23 protein-coding genes and 3 tRNA genes are annotated in these 24,222 nt (G+C 70.3%); 10 read left to right on the forward strand and 16 right to left on the reverse strand.

All coding sequences use genetic code 11. The features are described from left to right. Positions 1 to 50: 50 nt before the first annotated feature. Positions 51 to 137: transfer RNA gene (locus ACFYXU_RS30235), tRNA-Leu, on the reverse strand. 587 nt (positions 138 to 724) lie between these two features. On the opposite strand from ACFYXU_RS30235, the gene ACFYXU_RS30240 reads away from it, so the two are divergent. From ACFYXU_RS30240 to pknB, 6 genes are all read left to right on the forward strand, one after another. After that, a complete protein-coding gene (locus tag ACFYXU_RS30240) occupies positions 725 to 1,591 on the forward strand; it encodes an FhaA domain-containing protein (protein ID WP_389407820.1) in 867 nt (288 codons plus the stop codon). A 10-nt stretch (positions 1,592 to 1,601) separates the two neighbouring features. Beyond that, complete coding sequence (locus ACFYXU_RS30245) at positions 1,602 to 2,120, forward strand: FHA domain-containing protein (RefSeq protein WP_189803004.1); 519 nt, start codon at positions 1,602 to 1,604, stop codon at positions 2,118 to 2,120. Between the two features lie 179 nt (positions 2,121 to 2,299). Beyond that, positions 2,300 to 3,814 carry a Stp1/IreP family PP2C-type Ser/Thr phosphatase gene (locus tag ACFYXU_RS30250; protein WP_389407821.1) on the forward strand — a complete coding sequence of 505 codons (1,515 nt, stop codon included), beginning with the start codon at positions 2,300 to 2,302 and terminating at the stop codon, positions 3,812 to 3,814. A 26-nt stretch (positions 3,815 to 3,840) separates the two neighbouring features. Further along, entirely contained in the window at positions 3,841 to 5,283 is a 1,443-nt protein-coding gene (locus tag ACFYXU_RS30255) for an FtsW/RodA/SpoVE family cell cycle protein (protein WP_329855037.1), read from the forward strand. Next, positions 5,280 to 6,746, forward strand: a complete 1,467-nt coding sequence (locus ACFYXU_RS30260) for a peptidoglycan D,D-transpeptidase FtsI family protein (RefSeq protein WP_376508512.1) — start codon at positions 5,280 to 5,282, stop codon at positions 6,744 to 6,746. Before ACFYXU_RS30255 ends, ACFYXU_RS30260 begins: the two co-directional genes overlap by 4 nt. 157 nt (positions 6,747 to 6,903) lie before the next feature. Beyond that, positions 6,904 to 8,925 (forward strand): Stk1 family PASTA domain-containing Ser/Thr kinase, encoded by a 2,022-nt coding sequence (gene pknB / locus ACFYXU_RS30265; protein WP_384563025.1) that lies wholly within the window; start codon positions 6,904 to 6,906, stop codon positions 8,923 to 8,925. A gap of 91 nt (positions 8,926 to 9,016) precedes the next feature. Here the strand turns inward: pknB and ACFYXU_RS30270 are convergent, their stop codons facing one another. The 6 genes from ACFYXU_RS30270 to ACFYXU_RS30295 form a co-directional block, all read right to left on the reverse strand. Then, a complete protein-coding gene (locus ACFYXU_RS30270) occupies positions 9,017 to 9,694 on the reverse strand; it encodes a class E sortase (RefSeq protein WP_329855040.1) in 678 nt (225 codons plus the stop codon). Between the two features lie 39 nt (positions 9,695 to 9,733). After that, positions 9,734 to 11,089, reverse strand: coding sequence for a class E sortase (locus ACFYXU_RS30275; protein ID WP_389460886.1), 1,356 nt, complete (start codon positions 11,087 to 11,089; stop codon positions 9,734 to 9,736). After that, entirely contained in the window at positions 11,086 to 11,724 is a 639-nt protein-coding gene (locus ACFYXU_RS30280; protein WP_389460888.1) for an aminodeoxychorismate/anthranilate synthase component II, read from the reverse strand. Before ACFYXU_RS30280 ends, ACFYXU_RS30275 begins: the two co-directional genes overlap by 4 nt. Beyond that, entirely contained in the window at positions 11,721 to 11,882 is a 162-nt protein-coding gene (locus tag ACFYXU_RS30285; RefSeq protein ID WP_017240377.1) for a hypothetical protein, read from the reverse strand. The genes ACFYXU_RS30280 and ACFYXU_RS30285 overlap by 4 nt, the downstream gene beginning before the upstream one ends. Positions 11,883 to 11,946: 64 nt before the next feature. After that, positions 11,947 to 12,657, reverse strand: a complete 711-nt coding sequence (locus ACFYXU_RS30290; RefSeq protein ID WP_389460890.1) for a class E sortase — start codon at positions 12,655 to 12,657, stop codon at positions 11,947 to 11,949. A gap of 92 nt (positions 12,658 to 12,749) precedes the next feature. Beyond that, complete coding sequence (locus ACFYXU_RS30295) at positions 12,750 to 13,517, reverse strand: DUF881 domain-containing protein (RefSeq protein WP_376508521.1); 768 nt, start codon at positions 13,515 to 13,517, stop codon at positions 12,750 to 12,752. 140 nt (positions 13,518 to 13,657) lie between these two features. On the opposite strand from ACFYXU_RS30295, the gene crgA reads away from it, so the two are divergent. Then, positions 13,658 to 13,912, forward strand: a complete 255-nt coding sequence (gene crgA / locus ACFYXU_RS30300) for a cell division protein CrgA (protein ID WP_329855938.1) — start codon at positions 13,658 to 13,660, stop codon at positions 13,910 to 13,912. A 327-nt stretch (positions 13,913 to 14,239) separates the two neighbouring features. Here the strand turns inward: crgA and ACFYXU_RS30305 are convergent, their stop codons facing one another. Both ACFYXU_RS30305 and ACFYXU_RS30310 read right to left on the reverse strand, forming a co-directional pair. Then, the gene (locus tag ACFYXU_RS30305; protein WP_389460892.1) at positions 14,240 to 15,103 is read right to left on the reverse strand and encodes a rhomboid family intramembrane serine protease; all 864 of its coding nucleotides are present in this window, start codon (positions 15,101 to 15,103) and stop codon (positions 14,240 to 14,242) included. A 25-nt stretch (positions 15,104 to 15,128) separates the two neighbouring features. Continuing rightward, positions 15,129 to 15,656 carry a peptidylprolyl isomerase gene (locus ACFYXU_RS30310; RefSeq protein ID WP_329855941.1) on the reverse strand — a complete coding sequence of 176 codons (528 nt, stop codon included), beginning with the start codon at positions 15,654 to 15,656 and terminating at the stop codon, positions 15,129 to 15,131. A 183-nt stretch (positions 15,657 to 15,839) separates the two neighbouring features. Between ACFYXU_RS30310 and ACFYXU_RS30315 the strand changes: the two genes are divergently transcribed. Continuing rightward, a complete protein-coding gene (locus ACFYXU_RS30315; protein ID WP_389460894.1) occupies positions 15,840 to 16,538 on the forward strand; it encodes a DUF5324 family protein in 699 nt (232 codons plus the stop codon). Between the two features lie 427 nt (positions 16,539 to 16,965). Here ACFYXU_RS30315 and ACFYXU_RS30320 read toward each other — a convergent pair whose 3' ends face one another. From ACFYXU_RS30320 to ACFYXU_RS30330, 3 genes are all read right to left on the reverse strand, one after another. Further along, entirely contained in the window at positions 16,966 to 17,340 is a 375-nt protein-coding gene (locus tag ACFYXU_RS30320) for a DUF6344 domain-containing protein (RefSeq protein ID WP_389460896.1), read from the reverse strand. A 157-nt stretch (positions 17,341 to 17,497) separates the two neighbouring features. Next, positions 17,498 to 18,613: an acyltransferase family protein gene (locus tag ACFYXU_RS30325; RefSeq protein WP_376508527.1), complete on the reverse strand. Its 1,116-nt coding sequence runs from the start codon at positions 18,611 to 18,613 to the stop codon at positions 17,498 to 17,500. A gap of 549 nt (positions 18,614 to 19,162) precedes the next feature. Continuing rightward, positions 19,163 to 19,235 (reverse strand) — tRNA-Ala (locus ACFYXU_RS30330). 129 nt (positions 19,236 to 19,364) lie between these two features. On the opposite strand from ACFYXU_RS30330, the gene ACFYXU_RS30335 reads away from it, so the two are divergent. Further along, a complete protein-coding gene (locus ACFYXU_RS30335) occupies positions 19,365 to 19,913 on the forward strand; it encodes a DNA-binding protein (RefSeq protein WP_329855948.1) in 549 nt (182 codons plus the stop codon). 63 nt (positions 19,914 to 19,976) lie between these two features. Continuing rightward, the gene (locus tag ACFYXU_RS30340) at positions 19,977 to 21,452 is read left to right on the forward strand and encodes a serine/threonine-protein kinase (protein WP_389460898.1); all 1,476 of its coding nucleotides are present in this window, start codon (positions 19,977 to 19,979) and stop codon (positions 21,450 to 21,452) included. Position 21,453: 1 nt separating this feature from the next. Here ACFYXU_RS30340 and ACFYXU_RS30345 read toward each other — a convergent pair whose 3' ends face one another. The 4 genes from ACFYXU_RS30345 to ACFYXU_RS30360 form a co-directional block, all read right to left on the reverse strand. Next, positions 21,454 to 22,758, reverse strand: coding sequence for a hypothetical protein (locus tag ACFYXU_RS30345; protein WP_389460900.1), 1,305 nt, complete (start codon positions 22,756 to 22,758; stop codon positions 21,454 to 21,456). 343 nt (positions 22,759 to 23,101) lie between these two features. Continuing rightward, positions 23,102 to 23,236: a DLW-39 family protein gene (locus ACFYXU_RS30350; protein ID WP_003958712.1), complete on the reverse strand. Its 135-nt coding sequence runs from the start codon at positions 23,234 to 23,236 to the stop codon at positions 23,102 to 23,104. Positions 23,237 to 23,383: 147 nt separating this feature from the next. Further along, positions 23,384 to 23,457 (reverse strand) — tRNA-Ile (locus ACFYXU_RS30355). A 98-nt stretch (positions 23,458 to 23,555) separates the two neighbouring features. Further along, positions 23,556 to 24,218 carry a DUF3566 domain-containing protein gene (locus ACFYXU_RS30360; protein ID WP_376516719.1) on the reverse strand — a complete coding sequence of 221 codons (663 nt, stop codon included), beginning with the start codon at positions 24,216 to 24,218 and terminating at the stop codon, positions 23,556 to 23,558. Positions 24,219 to 24,222 lie beyond the last annotated feature (4 nt).

Genomic DNA, 24,222 nt, shown 5'->3' on the forward strand with positions numbered 1-24,222 from the left:
GCCGACATACGCGGAAGCCCCGTAGGTCGATGACCTACGGGGCTTCCGTCTGGTGCGCGAGGGGGGAGTTGAACCCCCACGCCCTTTCGGGCACTGGAACCTGAATCCAGCGCGTCTGCCTATTCCGCCACCCGCGCATTGGGTGGTCTCCCTGCCCTCTCACTTTTCGGTGGGAGCGCCTGGCGACATCTGAAGATTAGCACGCCGCAGACCGTGGATTCACATCCGTTGTTTCGCCCCCGCCCAAGGAGAACAAGGAGAGGGACGGGGCGCCCGGGAGCGGCGGCGGGCCGGGCGACCGGGGTCGCGGGACGGCCCCTCCGGCGCCCCCGGAGGAAACCGGACCGGGGCGATGGAGAGGCCGGGCCGGAAGGGCCGCAGCGGACCGACCGGGGCGACGAAAAGGGAGTGAGACGGGGACGACGGGAGAAGGAGAGGAGGGGAGAAGGAGCCGTGAGGGAAGCGAGCGGGAAGCGAGAAGGACGGATGAAGGAGGGAAGAAGGAGGGCGGATGGGGACGGACCCTCCCGGAACCACGGCCCGCGCCTCCGCTCCCACAGCCGGGTGCGGGACACTGTCCACAGGCCGCCTCTACGATCCGTGGGGAAAGCCTGTGAGAGGTGACACTCGTCCACAGGGCAGAGAAGGGGAACCAGCCGATTTCCCGACGCGTGGATACGATCAGTAAGCAGTACCAGGACGACAACGACCGAGGAGGTGCCCCATGGGAGTCATGAAGCGTTTCGAGCAGCGTCTCGAAGGCCTGGTCAACGGCACCTTCGCCAAGGTCTTCAAGTCCGAGGTCCAGCCCGTCGAGATCGCCGGCGCCCTCCAGCGCGAGTGCGACAACAACGCGACGATCTGGAACCGCGAGCGGACCGTCGTCCCCAACGACTTCATCGTGGAGCTGAGCACGCCGGACTACGAGCGTCTCAGCCCCTACTCGGGTCAGCTCGGCGACGAGCTCGCCGGCCTGGTCCGGGACTACGCGAAGCAGCAGCGGTACACCTTCATGGGCCCGATCAAGGTCCACCTGGAGAAGGCCGAGGATCTCGACACCGGCCTGTACCGCGTCCGCAGCCGCACGCTCGCGTCGAGTACGTCACAGCCGCAGCCGCCCTCCTCGGGGCAGCAGCAGCATCAGCAGCAGGGCCGCGGCGGCTACGGGTACCCCCCGGCCGGCGCCCCGCCCATGCCCGCCTCCCCGCCTCCCGGCGCGCCCGGCCACCGGCCGACGGCGCCCTCGGGGCGGCAGGCGAGCGGCCCCGGATCCACGCCCGGCCCCGGCACCCCCGCCGGATCGGGCGGCTCCGTGCGCCGCTGGATCGAGATCAACGGCAACCGCCATCAGATCTCCCGCCCGACTCTGGTCCTCGGCCGCAGCACCGACGCGGACGTGAGGATCGACGATCCCGGCGTCTCCCGCCGGCACTGCGAGATCCGGACCGGAACGCCCTCGACGATCCAGGATCTGGGATCCACCAACGGCATCGTGGTGGACGGGCAGCACACCACCCGCGCTACGCTCCGCGACGGCTCGCGGATCGTCGTGGGCAGCACCACCATCGTTTACCGGCAAGCCGAAGGGTGAAGCGGGGGCAATGTCAGAGCTGACCCTGACGGTCATGCGGTTGGGTTTCCTGGCCGTTCTGTGGCTGTTCGTCATCGTGGCCGTCCAGGTCATCCGCAGCGACCTCTTCGGTACGCGGGTCACCCAGCGCGGTTCGCGGCGCCAAGAGGCGCGACCTCAGCAGAACGCGCGCCAGGCCGCCGCGCCACCGCAGCAGCGCGGCCAGCAGAGTACGGGCGGCCGCCAGCGGCGCGGCGCCCCGACCAAGCTGGTCGTCTCCGAGGGCACCCTCACCGGCACGACCGTCGCCCTCCAGGGCCAGACGATCACGCTGGGCCGGGCGCACGACTCGACGATCGTCCTCGACGACGACTACGCGTCGAGCCGCCACGCCAGGATCTACCCGGACCGGGACGGCCAGTGGATCGTCGAGGACCTCGGATCCACCAACGGCACGTATCTCGACCGGACGCGCCTCACCACCGCCACACCCATTCCGCTGGGCGCGCCGATCCGCATCGGCAAGACCGTCATCGAGCTGCGGAAGTAGTGCTACATCATGAATAGGCGCGAGTGGAGCGAGCGAGCCGGGACGGTCCCCGCGGACGGCCGTGCCGCGCTCCCGACCGGAGCGACTGAAGCGACCGGCGTGACCGGAGCGACCGGAGGGCGGGCAGTGTGGGTCGAGACCGGCTGTACCCCGATGCAGCGGCGACAGGGCAGGTGCGCATGACTCTGTCGCTGCGCTTCGCCGCGGGCTCGCACAAGGGCATGATCCGCGAGGGCAACGAGGACTCGGGTTACGCCGGTCCCCGGCTGCTCGCGATCGCCGACGGCATGGGCGGCCAGGCCGCCGGCGAGGTCGCCTCCTCCGAGGTGATCTCCACGCTCGTCACGCTCGACGACGACGTCCCCGGCTCCGACATCCTCACCTCGCTCGGTACGGCGGTGCAGCGCGCCAACGACCAGCTGCGGATGATGGTCGAGGAGGACCCGCAGCTGGAGGGCATGGGCACCACGCTCACGGCCCTCCTGTGGACCGGCCAGCGGCTCGGCCTCGTGCACGTCGGCGACTCCCGCGCCTATCTGCTCCGCGACGGCGTCCTCACCCAGATCACCCAGGACCACACCTGGGTCCAGCGCCTCGTCGACGAGGGCCGGATCACCGAGGAAGAGGCCACCACCCACCCGCAGCGCTCGCTCCTCATGCGCGCGCTCGGCAGCGGCGACCACGTCGAACCCGACCTCTCGATCCGTGAGGTGCGGGCCGGCGACCGCTATCTGATCTGCTCCGACGGCCTGTCCGGCGTGGTCTCGCACCAGACCCTCGAGGACACCCTCGCCAGCTACCAGGGCCCGCAGGAGACCGTGCAGGAGCTGATCCAGCTCGCGCTGCGCGGCGGCGGCCCCGACAACATCACGGTGATCGTCGCCGACGTCCTCGACGTCGACGGCGGCGACACCCTCGCCGGTCACCTCAGCGACACCCCGGTCATCGTGGGCGCCGTCGCCGAGAACCAGGCACAGCTGAACGACGGCGGGGCGATGCAGACCCCGGCCGGCCGCGCCTCCGGCCTCGGCCGCACCGCGCCGCACCAGCAGCAGCCGCCCGCCGGCGGCGGCGGCGGCTTCGGTCCGCCCGGCAGCGGTGAGGACCACGGATACGGCGGCATGGGCGGCATGCCCCCGCAGGGCTCCTTCGAGTCGTACACGGACGACGACTTCGTGAAGCCGCGCACCGGCCGCAAGTGGCTCAAGCGCACCTTCTTCCTCCTTCTCGTCCTCGGCCTCGTCGGCGGCGGCCTCTACGGCGGCTGGCGCTGGACGCAGACGCAGTACTTCGTGGGTTCCAAGGACCAGCACGTGGCGCTGTACCAGGGCATCAGCCAGGACCTGGCCTGGGTGTCGCTCTCGAAGGTCGAGACGGACCACCCCGAGATCGAACTCAAGTACCTGCCCGCCTACCAGCGGAAGCAGGTCGAGGACACGATCGCGGGCGGCAGCCTCGACAAGGCCCGGACGAAGATCACCGAGCTGGCCGTGCAGGCCTCGGCCTGCAAGAAGGCCGAGCAGCGGCACGCCGCCGCCGAGAAGGCCGCCGACCAGGCGAGCAAGCCGCCGGCCACGCAGAAGCCCGACGGCTCCGCCACTCCCGACCCCAAGCCCACCACAGCCGCTCCGTCCCCGGGTCCCACCCTCACCGCGGAGGAGCAGAAGCTGGCCTCGAACTGCGGCAAGCAGTAAGCACCCGTAGGGGGCCTTTCACCACCATGAGCGTTGTCACCAACACGACCACCATCGGCGCGATCGAGGCGCCGAGCCGCCGCAACACCGAGCTGGCGCTGCTCGCGTTCGCCGTCGTCATCCCCGTGTTCGCGTACCTCAACGTGGGCCTGGCCATCGACGGCAAGGTCCCGGCCGGGATGGCGGGCTACGGCCTCGGCCTGGCCCTGCTCGCGGGCGTCGCGCACCTGGTGGTGCGGAAGTGGGCCCCGTACGCGGACCCGCTGCTGCTCCCGCTGGCGACCCTGCTCAACGGCATGGGCCTGGTGCTGATCTGGCGACTGGACCAGTCGCCGCGGCTGATCTCGCTGGCGAAGCGCTCGTACGGTGCCTTCAGCCCGTCCGCGCCCAACCAGATGATGTACTCGGCCATCGGCATCGCCATGTTCGTGGGCGTGCTGCTGCTGCTCAAGGACCACCGCGTCCTCCAGCGCTACACGTACATCTCGATGGCCGCGGCCCTCGTCCTGCTGCTGCTGCCGCTGGTCCCGGGCCTCGGCACGGACGTCTTCGGCGCCAAGATCTGGATCCGCGTCGGCGGCTTCTCGATCCAGCCCGGAGAGTTCGCCAAGCTGGTGCTGGCCGTCTTCTTCTCCGGCTACCTGATGGTGAAGCGGGACGCGCTCGCCCTGGCGAGCCGCCGCTTCATGGGGCTCTACCTGCCCCGCGGCCGTGACCTCGGCCCGATCCTCACGATCTGGGCGATCAGCCTCCTGATCCTCGTCTTCGAGAACGACCTCGGTACCTCGCTCCTCTTCTTCGGCATGTTCGTGATCATGCTGTACGTGGCCACGGAGCGGACCAGCTGGGTCGTCATGGGTCTGCTGATGTCGTCGGCCGGCGCGGTCGTCGTCGGCTCGACCGCCAGCCACGTGCAGTCCCGCGTCGCCGCCTGGCTCGACCCGTTCGACTGCCTGAAGACGGCCCCCGAGGGCTCCAACATGGCGTACGCCTGTGACCAGATGACCCAGGTGCTGATGTCCTTCGGCTCCGGCGGCATCCTCGGCACCGGCCTCGGTCAGGGCAACTCGGACCTGATCCAGTTCGCCGCCAACTCCGACTTCATCTTCGCCACGGTCGGCGAGGAGCTCGGCCTGGCCGGCGTGATGGTCTTCCTGCTGTTCTACGGCCTGATCATCGAGCGCGGTGTCCGCACCGCCCTCGCGGCCCGCGACCCCTTCGGCAAGCTGCTCGCGATGGGCCTCTCCGGCGCGTTCGCGCTCCAGGTGTTCGTCGTCGCCGGCGGTGTGATGGGGCTCATCCCGCTCACCGGTATGACGATGCCGTTCCTCGCGTACGGCGGTTCGTCCGTGATCGCCAACTGGGCCCTGATCGGCATCCTGATCCGGATCAGCGACACGGCGCGCCGCCCGGCGCCCGCCCCCGCCCCGAACCCCGACGCCGAGATGACCCAGGTGGTCCGTCCGTGAACAAGCCCCTGCGCCGGGTCGCGATCTTCTGCGGCCTGCTCGTCTTCGCCCTGCTCGTCCGCGACAACTGGCTCCAGTTCGTCCGCGCCGACGAGCTGAACGCCAACCCGAACAACCGGCGCGTCCAGATCGAGCGGTACTCGAACGAGCGCGGCAACATCATCGTCGACGGCAAGCCCATAACGGGCTCCACGGACTCGGGCGACAAGTTCTACAAGTTCAAGCGGACCTACGTGGACGGCCCCATGTGGGCCCCGGTGACCGGGTACGCCTCGCAGGCCTACGACGCCAACCAGATCGAGAAGATCGAGGACGGCATCCTCACCGGCAACGACGACCGGCTCTTCTTCGATCGCACGCTCGCCATGTTCACGGGCGAGAAGAAGAAGGGCGGCGACGTCGTCACCACCCTCAGCGGCGCCGCGCAGAAGGCCGCCTACAAGGGGCTGGGCGAGAAGACGGGCGCCGTCGTCGCCATCGAGCCGAAGACCGGCAAGATCCTCGCGATGGCGTCCACGCCGTCGTACGACCCCGCCTCCTTCGCCGGGTACTCGGGCGACGACGAGAAGGCCTGGGTCGCGCTGGAGAAGAACAAGAACAAGCCGAAGCAGAACCGCGCGCTCCGCGAGATCTACCCGCCCGGTTCCGTCTTCAAGGTCGTCACCGCCGCCGCGGCGCTGGAGAACGGCAAGGTCACCGACATCAACGCGGCGACCCAGACCCCCGAGGGCTGGAAGATCCCGCTCTCCAACCGGGAGATGGTCAACCACGCGACGGGCTGCGCGAACACCAGCCTCAGCCACGCGCTGGAGATCTCCTGCAACTCGGTCTTCGCGAAGCTCGGCGACGACGTCGGCCGCGACAAGATGGTCGAGATGGCGGAGAAGTTCGGCTTCAACTCCGAGCAGTTCACCCCGGTCCGCTCCTCCGCCTCCGTCTTCGACAAGAACTCCGACCGAGGTGGCAACGCGCTGTCGTCGATCGGCCAGTTCAACACCGCGACCACCCCACTTCAGATGGCGATGGTCACGGCCGCGATCGCCAACGACGGCAAGCTGATGAAGCCGTACATGATCGACCAGCTGCGGGCCCCGAACCTCGACGTCATCAAGCAGAACGAGCCGGAGGAGATGAGCCGCCCGGTCTCCCCGGAGAACGCGCAGCTGCTCCAGCAGATGATGGAGAACGTCGTCACCAAGGGCACCGGCGGCAACGCCGACCTGAACATGGACGGCGTGAAGGTCGGCGGCAAGACCGGCACCGCCCAGCACGGCGAGAAGAACGCGAAGCGCCCGTACGCCTGGTTCATCTCGTACGCGAAGACCTCCGAGGGCTCGCCCGTCGCGGTCGCCGTGGTCGTCGAGGACTCCGAGGGCACCAACCGTGAGGACATCACCGGTGGCGGCCTCGCGGCCCCGATCGCGAAGGCCGTGATGAAGGCGGTCATCAAGAGCCGGGGCTGACCTGCTCGGACCCCGTACGAGCCAGGTACCGGTCGGGTATCAGCTACCGGCCCCGGGCGGATCGCCTTCCCGGGGCCGGTAGCGTATGCGCGAACAGCACACACCGCCGGACCACCCATGGGTGCGGTCGGGACAGACGGAGAGGGCTGGATTAGCTATGGAAGAGCCGCGTCGCCTCGGCGGCCGGTACGAGCTGGGCCCGGTGCTCGGCCGTGGTGGCATGGCCGAGGTGTACCTCGCCCAGGACACCCGGCTCGGCCGCACCGTCGCCGTGAAGACGCTGCGGGCCGATCTGGCCCGTGATCCGTCCTTCCAGGCCCGGTTCCGCCGTGAGGCACAGTCCGCCGCCTCGCTGAACCATCCGGCGATCGTCGCGGTCTACGACACCGGCGAGGACTACGTCGACCAGGTCTCCATCCCGTACATCGTGATGGAGTACGTCGACGGTTCGACCCTGCGTGAGCTGTTGCACTCCGGGCGCAAGCTGCTGCCCGAACGCACCCTCGAAATGACGGTCGGCATCCTCCAGGCGCTGGAGTACTCGCACCGCGCCGGCATCGTGCACCGCGACATCAAGCCGGCGAACGTGATGCTGACGCGCACCGGCCAGGTCAAGGTCATGGACTTCGGCATCGCGCGCGCCATGGGCGACGCGGGCATGACCATGACGCAGACCGCCGCGGTGATCGGCACGGCCCAGTACCTCTCCCCGGAGCAGGCCAAGGGCGAGCAGGTCGACGCCCGCTCCGACCTGTACTCCACGGGCTGCCTGCTCTACGAGCTGCTCACCGTCCGTCCCCCGTTCATCGGTGACTCCCCGGTCGCGGTCGCGTACCAGCACGTCCGCGAGGAGCCGCAGCCGCCGAGCAACTTCGACGCCGAGATCACGCCCGAGATGGACGCCATCGTCCTGAAGGCGCTGGTCAAGGACCCCGACTACCGCTACCAGTCCGCCGACGAGATGCGCGCGGACATCGAGGCCTGCCTCGACGGTCAGCCGGTCGCGGCCGCCGCCGCGATGGGCATGGGGATGGGCATGGCGGGCGCGCCCGCGTACGGCGGGGGCTACGGCTATCAGCCGGAGGACCAGCCGACGACGGCGCTGCGCCAGGCCGACCCGGCCGGCCAGACGTCGATGATGCCTCCGGTGAACGGTGACGACGGCGGCTACGGCTACGACGACCGCCCGGACCGCCGTCGCGGCGGTGGCCAGAAGAAGTCGAACACCTCGACGATCCTGCTGGTCCTCGCGGGCATCCTGGTGCTCGTCGGCGCGATCTTCATCGGTGTCTCGCTCTTCGACAAGAAGGACGGCCCGCAGAAGGTCGGCGTTCCTCAGCTGGTCGGCCAGACCATGCAGGGGGCGCAGGACCTGGCGAAGAACGCCCAGGTGAAGATCCAGCAGGCGGGCACCGAGCGGTGCGACCAGCCCAAGGACAGCATCTGCCGCCAGGACCCGGTCGCGGACGGCAACGCGAAGATGGACGCCGACGGCACGGTCCAGGTGTACGTCTCCGAGGGCGCCCCGCTCATCGAGGTCCCGGACGTCGTGGAGCAGTCCCAGGAGCGCGCCGAGGAGAGCCTCAAGGCCAAGGGCTTCAAGGTGAAGGTCACGCAGGAGGAGTCCGAGGAGGACCCCGGCACGGTCCTGCGCCAGAACCCGGCCGGCGGCACGAAGGCGGAGCAGAACTCCGGCATCACGATCACGGTCGCGAAGAAGCAGCTGTCCGAGCTTCCCAGCTTCAAGGGCCGGACCTACGACCAGGCGGTCCAGCAGCTGAACGCGATCGGCTTCACGAACGTGTCCAAGGAGGACGTCGACTCGAACGAGCCCGCGGGCACGGTCGTCGACCAGACCCCGCAGGGCCCGTCGAACCAGCCGAAGGACGTCCAGGTCGTGCTGAAGGTCTCTAAGGGCCCGCAGCAGACCCAGGTCCAGATCCCGGTCGACATCGCGGGCAAGAAGTACAAGGACGTCAAGGCGCAGCTGGAGGGCCTCGGCCTCCAGGTGGCGCAGGCGGGCTCCGACAAGGAGGACGCCACGGTGATCAGCTCGAACCCGGGAGCGGGCTCGATGATCAACACCGGTGAGACCGTGACCGTCTTCACGATGGGCGGCGGTGGCGGCGGGGACAACAACAACGGCAACCCCGGCGGTGGCGGCGGCTTCTTCGACTGACGCCCGCCCGCACCGGCACGTACGACGGGAGAGCCCCGGCATCCAGAACGGATGCCGGGGCTCTCCCGTGTCCGGGGCGCTTTCTTGAGGCTCAGCGCAGTTCCGCCGGAGGGGTGCGGTCGCGGTCGACCTTCTCCGTGCGGGCCAGTTCGCCCCAGACGATGTAGCGGTAGTCCGAGGTGTACATGGGGGTGCAGGTGGTCAGCGTGATGTACCGGCCGGGCTTGGTCCTGCCGGATTCCGTCGGGACGGGCTGGAGGACGTCCACGTTGTACTTCGTGGTCTCCGGCAGCGTCTTGTAGACCTTGTAGACGTACCAGGTGTCCTTGGTCTCGAAGACGATCGCGTCGCCGGTCTTCAGCTTGTGGATGTTGTGGAACTTGGCCCCGTGCCCGTCACGGTGCGCGGCGAGCGTGAAGTTTCCCTGCTTGTCCTGCGGGAGCGCGGACTTGACCGGGTCGGTGTAGTAGCCGGCGACGCCGTGGTTGAGGACGTCCGTGCCGGTGCCCTTCTTCACGAGGACCTCGCCGTTCTTCATGGCGGGGACGTGGAGGAAGCCGATGCCGTCCTTGGTGTCGAGTGCGCCGGGGCCCTGGTCGGCCCACCGGTCGCGGACCTGGGCGCCGTCCTTGTCGGCGGCGCGGTCGGCGAGGACGTTCGTCCACCACAGCGAGTAGACGACGAAGAGACCGAGCACCAGGCCCGCGGTGATGAGGAGTTCGCCGAAGAGGCTGATGATCCCGGCGATCCGGTTGCGCGCGCGTGCCACTTGGTCGTCCCGTCGTCCCGTCAAAGGAGGTGTCGGGTCTCAGCCTACGAGCGCTTGCGGCTTTCCCTTGCTGCGCGGGCGTTCCTCGACGAGCTTGCCCCACACGATCATGCGGTAGGTGCTGGTGAACTCGGGGGTGCAGGTGGTGAGTGTGATGTACCGGCCGGGTCCCCTGAAGCCGGACTGCTTGGGTACGGGGTCGATGACGGAGATGTTGGACGGCGAGGTCTGCGGCAGGATGCTCGCCATCTCGTAGGTGTAGTAGGCGCTTTTGGTCTCGACGACGATCGGGTCGCCGGGCTTGAGCTGGTTGATGTAGCGGAAGGGTTCGCCGTGGGTGTTGCGGTGGCCGGCGACCGCGAAGTTGCCTTCCTTGTCGGCGGGCATGGCGGTCTTCAGGGTGCCTTCGCCGTAGTGGCCGACCATGCCCTTGTCGAGGACCTTGCTCTTGCTGATGCCTTCGGCGATGGGGACGACGACGTCGAGTTTGGGGATGTACATGATGGCGAAGCCCTTGCCGGGTTCGAAGGCTTCGGGTTTGCCGCCGTCGTCGGCGTGGGCCCAGGTGTCCTCGATCTGGGCCTTGGCCTTGTCGGTCTCCTGACCGGCCAGGACGTTCGTCCACCACAACTGGTAGGTGACGAACAGCAGCATGACGACGCCGAAGGTGATGAAGAGTTCACCCACGGCACGACTGGCGACGACGCCGACGCTCTCCTTGGCGGCGCGGGCCGCGCGACGGGCCTCGACGCGGGACAGGGGCCGCCCTTCGGCCGCGGCGGACCCGGCGGGGCTTCCGGTACGCGCGGAAGCGCCGCCCCGGTTCCTGCCGCGGCCGCCCTTGGCGGCGCGGCGGCGCTCGGCGCGGCCCGGGCCCGCGGTCGTCGGCTCGGCGGGCGGCTCCGGGGCGTCCTCCAGGGCCCGCAGCGGCATCGTCTCGCCCCTCTGGTCCCGCTGGGCCTCCTCCGCCTCGTACGCCCCGTACGGGGGCTCGTAGGGGCTCTCCTGAGGGGTGGCCCGGGGGGACGCGGGCGGCTGCTCGTACGCGTACGGCTCGGGGGCCGCGTAGGGCTCGGACGGCGCGTACGACTCGGGGGCCGCGTACGGCTCGGACGGCCGCGCGTAGGGCTGGGCGGGCAGGTACGCGGTGTCGGGCCGCGCGTACGGTTCGGCGCCCGGGTACGGCTCCGCTGGTGCGTAGGGGGCACCGGCCCCGTGGGGTTCGGCCCCCGGATAGGGCTCGGTCGGCGCGTAGGACTCGGCGGGCGCGTACGGATCGGCGGGTGCGTACGGTTCCGCCGGCGGGTACGGCTCCGCGGGTGCGTACGGGTCCCCGGGTATCGGCTCGGGCTCGGGGCCGTTGGTCGGCCGGAACCACGGCGAGCCCGCCGTCACGCGACGGCCTTGCCCACCACCGGAGCGAGGCCCGCCGATCGGTCGACCGCCCCCTTGTCGCCGCACTGCTCCAGCCAGTTGGCCAGCATCAGGTGTCCGTGCTCGGTGAGCACCGACTCGGGGTGGAACTGCACGCCCTCGACGGCCAGATCACGGTGGCGCAGCCCCATGATGATGCCGTCCTCGGTGCGCGCGGTGACCTCCAGCTCGGCCGGCAGGGCGGCGGGCTCGGCGGCCAGCGAGTGGTAGCGGGTCGCGGTGAACGGCGAGGGCAGACCGGCGAAGACGCCCTGGCCCTCGTGCGTGACGAGCGAGGTCTTCCCGTGCAGCAGCTCGGGCGCGCGGTCGACGACGCCGCCGTACGCCACGGCCATCGACTGCATGCCGAGGCAGACGCCGAAGACGGGCACGCCGGTGTCGGCGCAGCGCCGGACCATGTCGACGCAGACGCCGGCCTGCTCGGGCGCGCCGGGACCGGGGGACAGCAGGACGCCGTCGAAGCCGTCCTGGGCGTGGCTCAGCTCGACCTCGTCGTTGCGGCGGACTTCGCACTCCGCGCCGAGCTGGTACAGGTACTGAACGAGGTTGAAGACGAAGCTGTCGTAGTTGTCGACGACGAGAATTCGCGCGCTCACTGGCCGTCCACCGTCACATCGTTGAACGGAAGCAGAGGCTCCGCCCAGGGGAACACGTACTGGAAGAGGACATAGACGACCGCGAGGACCAGCACGATCGAGAGCAGCGCCCGTACCCACGCGTTGCCCGGCAGATGCCGCCAGATCCAGCCGTACATGACGTCGACCGCCCCTTCCGTTCGTTACGGGGACCAGAGTACGGGGCGAGGGGACCCTCGGGGGTCAGCTGTCCAAAGCCTGTGGACGGCCGTCGGTCACCGGGCGGGTGGCGTCGAGGTGCGCCCAGACGATCAGCCGGTGGCTGCTGCCCCACTCGGGGTCGCAGGTGGTGAGGGTGAGGTAGCGGCCCGGCCCGTCGAAGCCGGACTTCCGGGGGACGGGGTCGACGACGGCGGTGTCGCCGGGGACGGTCCGATAGGGGCCTCGGTCGACGCGGTACGTGAACCAGGTGGTGCCGTCGGTGAGGACGATCGGGTCGCCGGGCCGCAGTCGCGGGAAGTCCTTGAACGGGTCGCCGTGGGTGCGGCGGTGGCCGGCGACGGCGAAGTTGCCGGTGTCGCCGAGGGCGGCGGTGCGGGCGTAGTGGCCGAGCCCCTGCTTGAGGACGCCGGGCCCGGTGCCTTCGAGGACGGGCCACTTCCAGTCGCGGCCGAGCCGGGGGACGTACATCACGGCGATGCCCTTGCCGGGGACGTACGGCGCGCGTACGCGCGCGGGGCCGGGGTCCGGCGCGGTGGCGGGGTCCGGTGCGGCGGTGAGGGGCGGGTCGGTGACGGGTGTGTCGGTCCACGCGCGCTGGAGGGTGTCGATCTGGGCGGCGCTCGCGCTGTCGGCCTGGACGCCGGTCCAGTACAGGAGGTAGGCCACGAAGAGGACGACCAGGGCGCCGGCGGTGATGCACAGCTCGCTGAGGGTCCGGACGACGAGACGCAAGCGGCCCTCCCGCTGTCAGCTCACCGGCTCCGCGCAGCCGTCAGGCTCACCGGCTCCGCGTAGCCCTCAGGCTCACCGGCTTGGCGTATCGGTCAGCTCACCGGCTTCGCGTAGTGGAGGTCCACTGTGCCCGAGTACCCGGGAAGAGTCACCGCCCTGTGCTCGTCGACTTTCCAGCCGAGCCCGTACGCCTTCACGTACAGCTGGTAGTTCTGGAGCGCGGGGGAGTCGGCCAGGGCCCTGTTCAGCCGGGACCGGTCACCGACGGCGGTGATCTTGTACGGCGGGGAGTAGACGCGGCCCTGGAGGATCAGGGTGTTGCCGACGCAGCGCACGGCGCTGGTGGAGATGAGCCGCTGGTCCATGACCCGGATGCCCTGGGCGCCGCCCTGCCAGAGGGCGTTGACCACGGCCTGGAGGTCCTGCTGGTGGATGACCAGGTCGTTGGCCTGCGGCTCCGGGTAGCCGGGGGCGGCCTGCGCGTTCGGCGGGGCGTCGTCGAGGGTGACGGTGAGGCCGGAGCCCGCGACCTCGGTGGTGCCGGCGGCTGCCTCCAGCGCGTCGAGCTTCTCGTCCTCCGCGCGCGTGGAGCCGTCGTCCCGGGCGGCGAGGGAGTCGACCTGGCCGCGCAGGGCGGCGGCGGACTCGTCCAGACCGGCGTTCTTGTGGCTGCGTTCCTCGATGAGGTCGGAGAGCCTGAGGAGCGAGGCGTCCGTGCGGAGGTTGGTGCCCTTGGCGGTGTTGAAACTGGTGACGAAGATCAGTCCGGCGAGGGCGAAAACGGCAAGGGTGAGCACGCGGACGGGGCGCCACCTCGTGGTGCGGCCCGGCGTTCCGGGAGTGTCGGCGGAATTGCTCAACGTACCCTGATCCCCTTCGGTGCCTCGGAAGCACTACGCTAACGGACGCCTGGGGGACGCAGTCGTCCTCCTTCGTCACATCCCGGCGCCAGCCACAGTTCCCTGCGCGGTCACGCAGCGCATCGACAGGAGAGTCCCTCGTGCCGAAGTCACGGATCCGCAAGAAGGCCGACTTCACGCCTCCGCCCGCCAAGCAGGCCACCAACATCAAGCTGACCAACCGCAGCTGGGTGGCTCCGGTGATGCTGGCCCTGTTCGCCATCGGACTGGTGTGGATCGTGGTCTTCTACGTCACCGACGGTTCGATGCCGGTCAAGTCGATCGGGAACATGAACATCGTGGTGGGCTTCGGTTTCATCGCGGCCGGTTTCGGCGTCTCCACGCAGTGGAAGTAGCGGCGACCGGGTCGTCCGCGCGGTCGCGGCAGCGGTCGCGATAGCGGTCACGGCGGCCCCTCGTCAAGCTCTCCCCCGAGCTTATCCACAGCGTTGTGCACAGCACTGGATAACTTACGAAGATCTGTGGATAACTCGCACGGGGTTGACGCCGGTATGACCGGAATCACCCTCGGCGGTAAACCCGACGCCCCTCGCCTCCCTGGAAAAACACCAGGTCAGAGGCGAGGGGCGAGGTTTTTCCCCACACAGGGGACAGGATCCGCCACGCACTGTGGATAACTCTGGGGAAAGCTCACAGGAGAGCTCTTCCACAGCCCGCTCTGCTCAGGTGAGCGCGGCCGAGCGGGCGAGCACGATCCCCAGGTCGATCAGCAGCACCAGGGCGCAGGCCCCGTACTGCACGAGGTCCCGGCGGGCCCGGGGCGCGTGCACCATCGCGTACGTCAGCAGGACGCCGGCGACCAGACCGCCGACGTGCGCCTGCCAGGAGATCCCCGGACGGGTGAACGTGATGAGCAGGTTCAGCGCTACGAACAGAAGCGCGGGCCGCATGTCCTGCCGCATGCGCCGGGCCAGCACGATCCAGGCGCCGATCAGGCCGTAGACGACGCCGGAGGCGCCGAGCGAGAACTGGTTCTGCGGGGAGAGCAGATAGGCGAGCGCGGAGCCGGAGAGCCCGGAGAGCAGACAGAGCGCGGTGTACCGGATCCGCCCCAGCTCCGGCTCGACGATCCCGCCGATCATCCACAGGCCCAGCATGTTGAAGAGGAAGTGCGGGACCTCCTGATGGAGGAAGGCGGAGGTCAGCAGGCGGTACCACTGGCCGTCCGAGACCCCGACGAGCTCCCCGCTCGGCAGGTACGCGCCGCCGATCAGCGCGAGGTCGTCGACGAGCCGGTCCCCGACCACCTGGACGGCGATGAACAGCGCCAGGTTGATCGCCATGAGGATCTTGGTGACGAGACGCCCGTCCTCCGCCACCGTGCCGCCGGCGAGCGTCCGGGGCCGGTTGGCGTCGGCGGCGTGCCCCGTCCCCGAGCCGCCCCGGACGCACTCGGGGCACTGGAAGCCGACGGAGGCGGAGATCATGCACTGCGTGCAGATGGGGCGCTCGCAGCGTACGCAGCGGATGCCGGTCTCGGCCTCCGGGTGGCGGTAGCAGCGCAGCAGACCGGGCTGCGTGTCCATGGTCGGACTCCCCGTCCCTTCCGTCTCAGCGCTTCTCGATCACCACGGACTCGATGACGACGTCCTGGACCGGGCGCTCGGTGCGGGGGTCGGTGGTGGTGGTCGCGATCGCGTCCACGACCTTCCGGCTCTCCTTGTCGACGACCTCGCCGAAGATGGTGTGCTTGCGGTTCAGCCAGGTCGCGGGGCCGACGGTGACGAAGAACTGCGAGCCGTTGGTGCCCGGGCCTGCGTTGGCCATGGCGAGCAGGTAGGGGCGGTCGAAGAAGAGCTCCGGGTGGAACTCGTCGGCGAACTCGTACCCGGGTCCGCCCGTGCCGTTCCCCAGCGGGTCGCCGCCCTGGATCATGAAGCCCTTGATGACCCGGTGGAAGACCGTTCCGTCGTAGAGCGGGTCCGAGGAGACCGTGCCGGTGGCGGGGTGCGTCCACTCACGCTCGCCGGAGGCGAGTTCGACGAAGTTCCGGACCGTCTTCGGCGCGTGGAACGGCATCAGCCGCACCTCGATGTCGCCCAGGCTCGTCCTGAGGGTCGCGTACAGCTGCTCGGCCACGGTCGCCTTCCGTCCCACGTCGAGACGCGTCGTGCCGCGTCATGTCACGTCTGTCTCTGGCGTGTCCGATCCTCGCATGCCCCGTATGCCAGCCCCACATGCCGGACCCCGCTCCGGCGGGCATGATTTTGAAAAGGATGGAAAAGCGAAAAACCGAGATCGCCGCCGAGGAGGAGGAATCCCGTGACCCGCATGGACAGCGTGCGCTCCGCGACAGGTTCGGCCAAGGAGAGCGTCCTGCACGCCGCGGAAGTGGTGGCGCCGTACGCGGAGACGGCCAAGGACCAGGCCACGCACTACGCGCACGAGGCGCGGACGTGGGTCGCGCCGAAGGTTTCGAAGGCCGCGCTTCAGGCCCGCGCGCAGGCTCGTACGCAGTACGACTCGTACGTCGCACCGCATGTACCACCGCGGGTCGACGCGGCCGCGCACACCGCGGCGGTCAAGACCCGCAAGGCCGCCCGTCAGGCGGCCGACTACACCGTTCCGCGCGTCGAGAGCGCGGTCGCCGCGACCACTCCGGTCCTCGAGGAGGCCGGGTCGCGTTCCACTGCCGCCTGGGCCGCGCTGCGCGGACAGGTGACACCGGAGGACATCCACAAGATCGTGAAGCAGCATGAGCGTCGGGCCAGGGCCGGACGTCTCGCCAAGGGACTCGTCGTCCTCGGGCTGCTGGCGGGCGGCGCCTTCGCCGCCTGGAAGTGGTGGGACAAGCAGTCCAATCCCGACTGGCTGGTCGAACCTCCGGCTCCCACCGAGGTGGGCGAGGGTTCCTCGCTGTCGTCCGTCGACGACAGTGGGGTGTCCCACGACAAGGAGGTGGAGACCGAGGCGGATGCCGCGGCCGCCGCAGAAGCCGCCGAACGCGACGAACGCCGCTGACCGACCGCCCTCTGCCGAGGTCCTACCGGGGTCCTACCGGGGTCCTGCTGGGGTCCTGCTGGGGTCCTGCTGGGGTCCTACCGGGTTCTTGCCGGGTTCTTGCCGGGTTCTCGCTGAGTGCTACTCGGGTCCTGGCGGGGTTCCTCTGCCAGGGTCCTGCCGGTTCCTGCCGGTTCCTGCCGGGCCGTACTCGGATCCTGCTGACGTCCTGCCGACGTCCTGTCGGGATCCTGTCGGGTCGTCCTCAGGTCTCGCTGACGTCCTGGCGGGGTCCTGCCTGGATTCTCCGGGGTCCTGCCGGCTTGCTGCTCGGTCCTGCCCGGTCCTGCTCGGTCCGATCCGGTCCTGCCGGGTCGTACGGGCATGCCGTCGGGTTCCACCGGCCCCGCGCGTGGAGTGGGGGGAGCATGCGTCGTCTCCCCTCTTCCTACGCGGCGGCGGCGAGCGCCTGCTCCGTCAGCGCGACCGGGTCGCCCTCGACGCCCGCGGTCGCCGACGCGCGCTGGCGCGAGGAGGGCGAGGAACCGTGGGCCTCGGCGGCGATGCGCTGCTTGATCGTAGGCGGCAGGGCACGGTCCCCGGCGAGCGGCCACCGGTGGGCCCGCTGTGCGGGTACGGAGGCGAGGGCCCGCTCCGCCGTCGGGACGGCGCGGTCGGCGGCGGGCGCGGCCGGCTCCTCGGGCTGCTGGACGGCGGGCTGCCCGGCCGCGGCGGCGGTGGTCGCCAGGCCGACGGAGGCGAAGAGGGCGAAGAGGACGGAGATGAAGGCGGTCCAGAACTGCTTGACCTTGGCGGTGGCCATGGCCCCTCACTTTCGTGACGTTCTCGGATGGTGCATTTCGGTTTGCGCGCTTTACGTACTTTCCTCATGATGTGGATGCGCGCCCGATTTCCACGCAGCACCGCCGCCGCCGCGCAGTTCTTCCGATGAACACCACCCGTCCGGGTGCAAACCGGCGTCAGAGCTGTGCGAGCCCTCGCTTGAGATAGGCGCTCAGAGGCTGCTCCACCAGCTTGTTGACCAGGTACGACAGCAGCAGCATCCCGAGCACCAGCAGGCCGACGAGCGCCCACGGGGAGACCAGCTCGCGCGGCGCGAGGTAGCCGATCAGCTCCCAGCCGATGACCTGGTGGAGCAGGTACAGCGGGTACGTCAGCGCGCCGAGCACCGGCAGCCACCGCCACTGGACGCGGGAGAGCCGGCCCGTGGCGATGAGCGCCATGACCCCGAAGAACGCCGCGAGCAGCACGATCACGGGCCACGCGGCACGCCGCCCGAGGAAGGGCGTGAGGTGCTTGAACTCGTTGATGGTGGGCGCGAGGGAGGCACAGAAGCAGAGGCCGACGATGCCGAAGAGCATGAGGTTCGGGCGGAACCGGTACATCAGGTAGAACGCCATTCCGGCGATGAAGAACCAGCTGTACTCGGGTATCAGCAGCATCCGCAGCGGTCCGGGCGGCGCCTTGGCGACGACCAGCGTGGCGGCGCCCCAGACGCAGCAGAAGAGCAGGACCCTCTTGTACGTCAGGCCCCACCAGGCGACCAGGGTGAAGAGCAGGTAGAAGCGGAGCTCCGTGAAGAGGGTCCAGTAGACGCTGTCGACGTGCGGGATCCAGAAGGCCTGCTGGAGCATCGTCATGTTGGTCAGGAGGTCGTTCCACGGAAGGTGGCGGCGGCCGCCGGGGATGACCATGACGGTGACGGTGGTCGCGACCACCCCGAACCAGTACGCCGGGTAGAGCCGGACCACGCGTGAGACGAAGAAGGCCTTGGCGGGGCGGTTCCACGCGCTCATGCAGACGACGAAGCCGCTGATGAGGAAGAAGAGCTGGACTCCGAGATAGCCGTACGCCGTCAGGGGGAAGATCTCGGGGAAGATCTCCCGGACCGGCGTCGGCCAGCCGCCGCCGCGCGCCGTGTAGTGGTACGCGACCACCATGAGCGCCGCCAGGAGCCTGATCCCGTCGAGCGCGTGCAGCCGGGGTGGACGCCTCGTCCCGGGACTCGGAACGTCGCTCGTCTCAAGACGCCTGAGGCGCCGCGCGCGACGCGCCGGCTGGAGTTGAGTCAGCACCGGGAAGATCCCCCCACATACGTACAGATCCCTGACCGAAGGGGTTCACCCTGCTTTCCCCCGACACCGTCAGACCGCCGACCGGCGCATAGGTTGCTCACAGCTCCGACACAACTTCCGGTTTGTGTCACATATCACTGGGCGTCAGATGTTGCGGTCGAAAAGCGCAGGGGCTCCATGCACCGTGGCACAAGCCTCACCGCCACCCCGAGAGCCCTTTGCGCAAATCCCGAACGCGGTCGACGCGAGGCAGGGACGGCGGCACACCCGCCCCGGGCGCACCCTCTCTGTCCCACCCGCCCGAGGGGCCGAACGATCACCTGACGGGCTCGACGGCCGGGCGCGGCGATGGCGGCACACCCTCCCCCACCCCCGAAGGAAGAAATCGGGAGACCGCCGGAGAATCCTTCGGAGTGATCCACACAGGTGCCCCACCCGGGCGACGGCATCTCGCCGACCGCGTCGCTCACGCAGCGACCACAGGCCGCGCCGGCGGCACGAAAACGCCCCCTTGACCGCTGTGACGCAGGTCAAGGGGGCGATGAAGCGTGGAGCCTAGGGGAGTCGAACCCCTGACATCTGCCATGCAAAGACAGCGCTCTACCAACTGAGCTAAGGCCCCGGAACGAGGACAGCGTACCGGGTCACCCCCCATGTCCGGCAAAAGGATTGGGACTCCCGGTCCGCGAGCACGCTCCGTAAGATGCTGAGCGAGGTTCGCAGTGGCGAACCTAAGGGATGGGGAGAAGTGATGGACGCAGCGCAGCAGGAAGCCACGGCAAGAGCCAGAGAGCTTCAGCGCAGTTGGTACGGAGAGCCGCTGGGGGCGCTCTTCCGCCGCCTGATCGACGATCTCGGGCTGAACCAGGCCCGGCTGGCGGCCGTGCTCGGGCTCTCCGCGCCCATGCTGTCGCAGCTGATGAGCGGCCAGCGGGCCAAGATCGGCAATCCGGCCGTCGTCCAGCGCGTCCAGGCCCTCCAGGAGCTCGCTGTCCAGGTCGCCGACGGCAGCGTCAGCGCCGCCGAGGCCACCGACCGGATGGACGAGGTCAAGAAGTCGCAGGGCGGCTCCGTCCTCACCGGCACGGGCCAGCCCACCGCCGGTTCCGGTGGGCCGACCGTCCGCCGGGTGGTCCGCGAGATCCAGTCGCTGCTGCGTTCCGTGGCCGCCGCCGGCGACATCATCGACGCCGCCGACTCGCTCGCCCCGGCCCATCCGGAGCTGGCAGAGTTCCTCCGGGTGTACGGCGCCGGGCGCACCGCCGACGCGGTCGCCCACTACGAGTCGCACCAGAACTGACCCCGGGCCGGCAGCCGGCCGGCACCGCGGGAGACGACGCACACGGGGAGCGGGCGCAGCACGATGGGTGAGGTCTTCGCTGGTCGGTACGAGCTGGTCGACCCGATCGGGCGCGGCGGGGCCGGGGCCGTGTGGCGCGCCTGGGACCACCGGCGCCGCCGTTACGTGGCGGCCAAGGTCCTGTTGCAGAGCGACGCCCACACCCTGCTCCGCTTCGTCCGGGAGCAGGCGCTGCGGATCGATCATCCGCACGTCCTCGCCCCGGCCAGCTGGGCCGCCGACGACGACAAGGTCCTCTTCACCATGGACCTGGTCGCCGGCGGCTCGCTGGCCCATGTCATCGGGGACCGGGGCCCGCTCCCGCCCCGGTTCGTCTGCGTCCTCCTGGACCAGCTGCTGTCGGGCCTGGCCGCGGTGCACGCCGAGGGGGTCGTGCACCGGGACATCAAGCCCGCCAACATCCTCATGGAGGTGACCGGTTCCGGGCGCCCGCACCTGCGGCTGTCCGACTTCGGCATCTCCATGCGCAAGGGTGAACCCCGCCTCACCGAGACCAACTACGTGGTGGGGACGCCCGGTTACTTCGCGCCCGAGCAGCTCCTCGGCGCCGAGCCGGACTTCACCGCCGACCTCTTCGCCGTCGGCCTGGTCGCCCTCCATCTGCTCCAGGGCCGCAAGCCGGACTCCCGGGCGCTGATCGAGCACTTCCTGGCGCGCGGCACCCCGGGAGCCCCGGAGGGCGTCCCCGAGCCCTTGTGGCAGGTGCTGGCCGGCCTGCTCCAGCCCGATCCGCAGGCCCGCTTCCGTACGGCCACGGGGGCGCGCAAGGCGCTGGGCGCCGCCGTCGAGGTGCTGCCCGACGCGCGGGCCGACGAGGGCCCCGTCGAGATCCCCGACCGCCTGGGCCCCCTCCCGGCCGGCTTCGGCCCCGAAGGCCCGAAGGCCCCCAGCGGACCCACTGGCCCTACTGGCCCTACCGGACCCACCGACCCCACCGGACCCACCGGACCCACCGGACCTACCGGACCCACCGGACCCACAGTCCCCGCACCCGTCCCAGCCCCCACAGCCCCCACCGAGGCCAGGGAACCCGCCGAGCCCACCGCCCGGCCCGAAGGGCCCGTACGGCCCGCAGAGCCCCCGGCGCGGCCCGTACAGCCGCCACAGCGGCCGTACCAGCCCCACGAGCCCCACCGCCCCGCCGCCCAGCAGCCCGCACACGCGCCAGGAGCCCCCGCGCCGCTCCCCGGGCCCTCCGAGACGGGCAGCTTCCACCTGCCGCCCCCGGTCACGCGCCCGGCCCCCTCGCCGGCGTACGCACCCACCCCCGCGACGCCATACGCCGCCACGCCCGCCACGCCCACTACGCCGTACGCGGCGCCCTACCCGCACCTCCCCGCCCAGCCCTACACGACCCCCGTCGCCCCGGCCCCCGCCCCCGTACGACGGCCGGGACCGCCCCCGAAGGTGGCGGTCCCGGTGCTCCTGCTCGCGCTGGTGTCGTTCGCGGTGGGTTTCTGGGCCCTGACGCGGATCTGACTCAGGCCCGCCGCCTGGCCAGCAGGGTCCACGCCCCGAGGCCGAGGAGCAGGACGGTCCCGGTGCCGATCCCGGCCGCCGCGACGGCCTTCATCGCGCCGTTCGACGGCTCCGTCGCCGCCGCCGCGCCGCTCGCCGCGGCCTCCCGGTCGTCCGCCGTCACCGCGAACGGCCCGGGGTCCCCGTCGTACGGGGGCGCCGGCTTCGGGGCGCCCTCGACGTTGACCCGGAGCGTCAGCGGCACCGGCTTGTCCCCGTAGGCGGCGGCGACCTCCGGGCTCAGCGTCGCCGACAGGTAGTACCAGCCGGCGAACCGCATGCCGTTGGTGGCCTCCTCGTACGAGGTGCGGTTCTCGTGGGCCACCGGCCGCAGCGGATCGAGCGCCAGCGACGCGGGCTTCCCGTCGTACCTGACCGTGTTCATGTCGACGAACCCGAGGGCCGGATTGTCGAGCGAGAGGGTGAGCGCGTTGCTCACCGAGTCGCCCTCGGTGCCGCTGCCCAGTTCGGCACCGGCGAAGAGCTGCTGCCCCCAGTCCACCGGCACCCGGTAGAACAGCGTCTGCCCGGGCCGGATGTCGGCCCGCCACTCGCCCTCGCGCAGCGACACGGCCTCGTGGAATCCGGCGCCGCCCTGCCGCTTCCGCGGGCCGCCGGCCGGCGGCGCGGGCACGCCCGAGGCCCAGGCCTCGGGGAGCGCCGTGGGGCCCGGCTGCTTCAGGAGGGGCTCGGTCACGTACCGGAGCTCCAGCTCCCAGTCGTCCGGGGTGGAGTCGGCCGCGGACTCGCGCTCGACGAGCACGTAGTAGGCGCCCGGCTTCTGACAGCTGTAGGCGTCGGGGTCGACGGTCCGGCGGGCGTAGGCGGCGAGCGGCCTGGCGTACTGACCGGCCCCGAAGTCGACGTCCTGGGAGCCGCAGTCGGTCCCGGAGTTGTCCTGGACGCTGACCTTGAACCCGTCGCCGTACGCGACCTTGCCGCCCGGCTTGGGGACGGCGACCACCGAGACGTACGAGTTCCGCCGCGCGTCGAGGTCGACCCGGTAGTAGACCTTGCCGTTCTTCCGGAGCGTGTCGCGGTACGTCCGGCCGGTCGTGAGGGGCTTCGCGTCGAGGCTGGAGGCGGCCCCCTGGATCCGCCGGGCCGCCGCGTCGAAGGCGTACGCCGGTGCGGGCGTCCCGCCGGTCCCCTCGGCCGCCCCGGCCTGGGCGGGCAGTGCCGTCACCGCGCCCGCGGCGGCCGCCGCGGCGATGAGGGCTCGCGCCGTCCGGACGATTCCGGTCCGCTTCACGGCCTGCGTGCTCACGTGCTTCTCCCGTCCGTTCCCGCCCCGCGCCGCGCCCGCCGGGGGCGATCGGTGCCGGCCGTCCACCGCGCCGGCCCGACGCCGGTCCATCCTGCCCCGCCCGCACCGCCGGTGTCCGGCGCACCGGTCTCCTGTTCGGAATCAGGTCGCTTTGCTCGCGCAAGGGACGAGAGCCCGACTACGGCGCGCCGGAGGTAATCCGGGGGCGGCACCCCCGGCCGCCAGAAAAGCCGCCGGAAGAGCCACGAGCAGAGACGCTGGAAGCGCCGAGCAGAGCCGCGAGAAACAGTGAAGCCCCGGTCCGCTCACGCGGCCGGGGCCTCACCCACAGAGTGTGTGTCTCTCAGACACCGGAACCTGCGGGCACGGAGTCGGTCGCCTCCGTCCACAGGTCCTGCTCGGCGCGATCCGCCTGGATCTGGCGGTACACGAGGAGCCCGCCGATGGCGGCCAGTGCGACCAGGAGAAGCTTCTTCACCGCGCGACCTCGTCTTTCGTTGACGTAGGAGACTTCTGACGCCCACTCTACACATCGACCGATACCGATCGGTGACCTGTACGAGCTTCAAACCTCACACAAACAGATCGACCCGGATGGAGTATCCATCCGGGTCGATCTGAACTGTGGGGCTAACAGGATTTGAACCTGTGGCCTCATCCTTATCAGGGATGCGCTCTAACCAACTGAGCTATAGCCCCGCCGCGCTCTGCGGTGTCTCCCCGCCGCGCTGACTCCTGAACATTAGCGCACGTGGGGGCCAGTCCCAAAATCGGTTCCTACCCGGCCCCCGCGCCCGTCACTCGTCCTCGGCCAGCGTCAGCTCGACCCCGCCCACGAAACCGGCCGACAGGTTGTAGATGAAGGCGCCCAGCGTCGCGAGCGCCGTCATCAGGACCACGTCGATCACGGCGATCACCGAGGTGAACATCAGCACCCTCGGCAGCGACAGGAACGACTGAAGGTCGAAGCCGTTGGACTCGTTCGAGCCCGTGGCCTCGCTGATCGTGCCGCCGACCGTCGAGAAGACGCCCATGGCGTCCATGACCATCCACAGCACCGCCGCGGCCACGACCGTGCAGATGCCCAGCGCGATGGAGAGCAGGAAGCTCACCTTCATCACCGACCACGGATCGGCCTTGGCCACCCGCAGCCGCGCCTTGCGCGTCCTGGGCGTCGTGCGCGCCCCGGTCCGGGGCCGGCGCACGGCCCCGGTCTGCCCGCCCGCCGTACCGCCCGCAGGCGTGCCGTACGCCTGCGGCGGGTGGTAGGGCCCGCCCGGCTGCGCACCAGCGCGCTCGCCGGGCAGTGGCCCGTTGTAGGTCTCGTACGAGGGCTGCTGCCCCCGAGTGTCCGTCACCGCAACCCCCTGGGAGTCCGTGGCGGAGCCACGGGCGCCGTTCGCTCCAGCACCAGCAGAAGCTCCGGCAGCCGCCGATCCGGCGCCCGTGGCTCCACTCACGCTC

The sequence above is a fragment of the Streptomyces sp. NPDC002232 genome (genome assembly GCF_042890295.1).
Classification (GTDB): Bacteria; Actinomycetota; Actinomycetes; order Streptomycetales; family Streptomycetaceae; genus Streptomyces.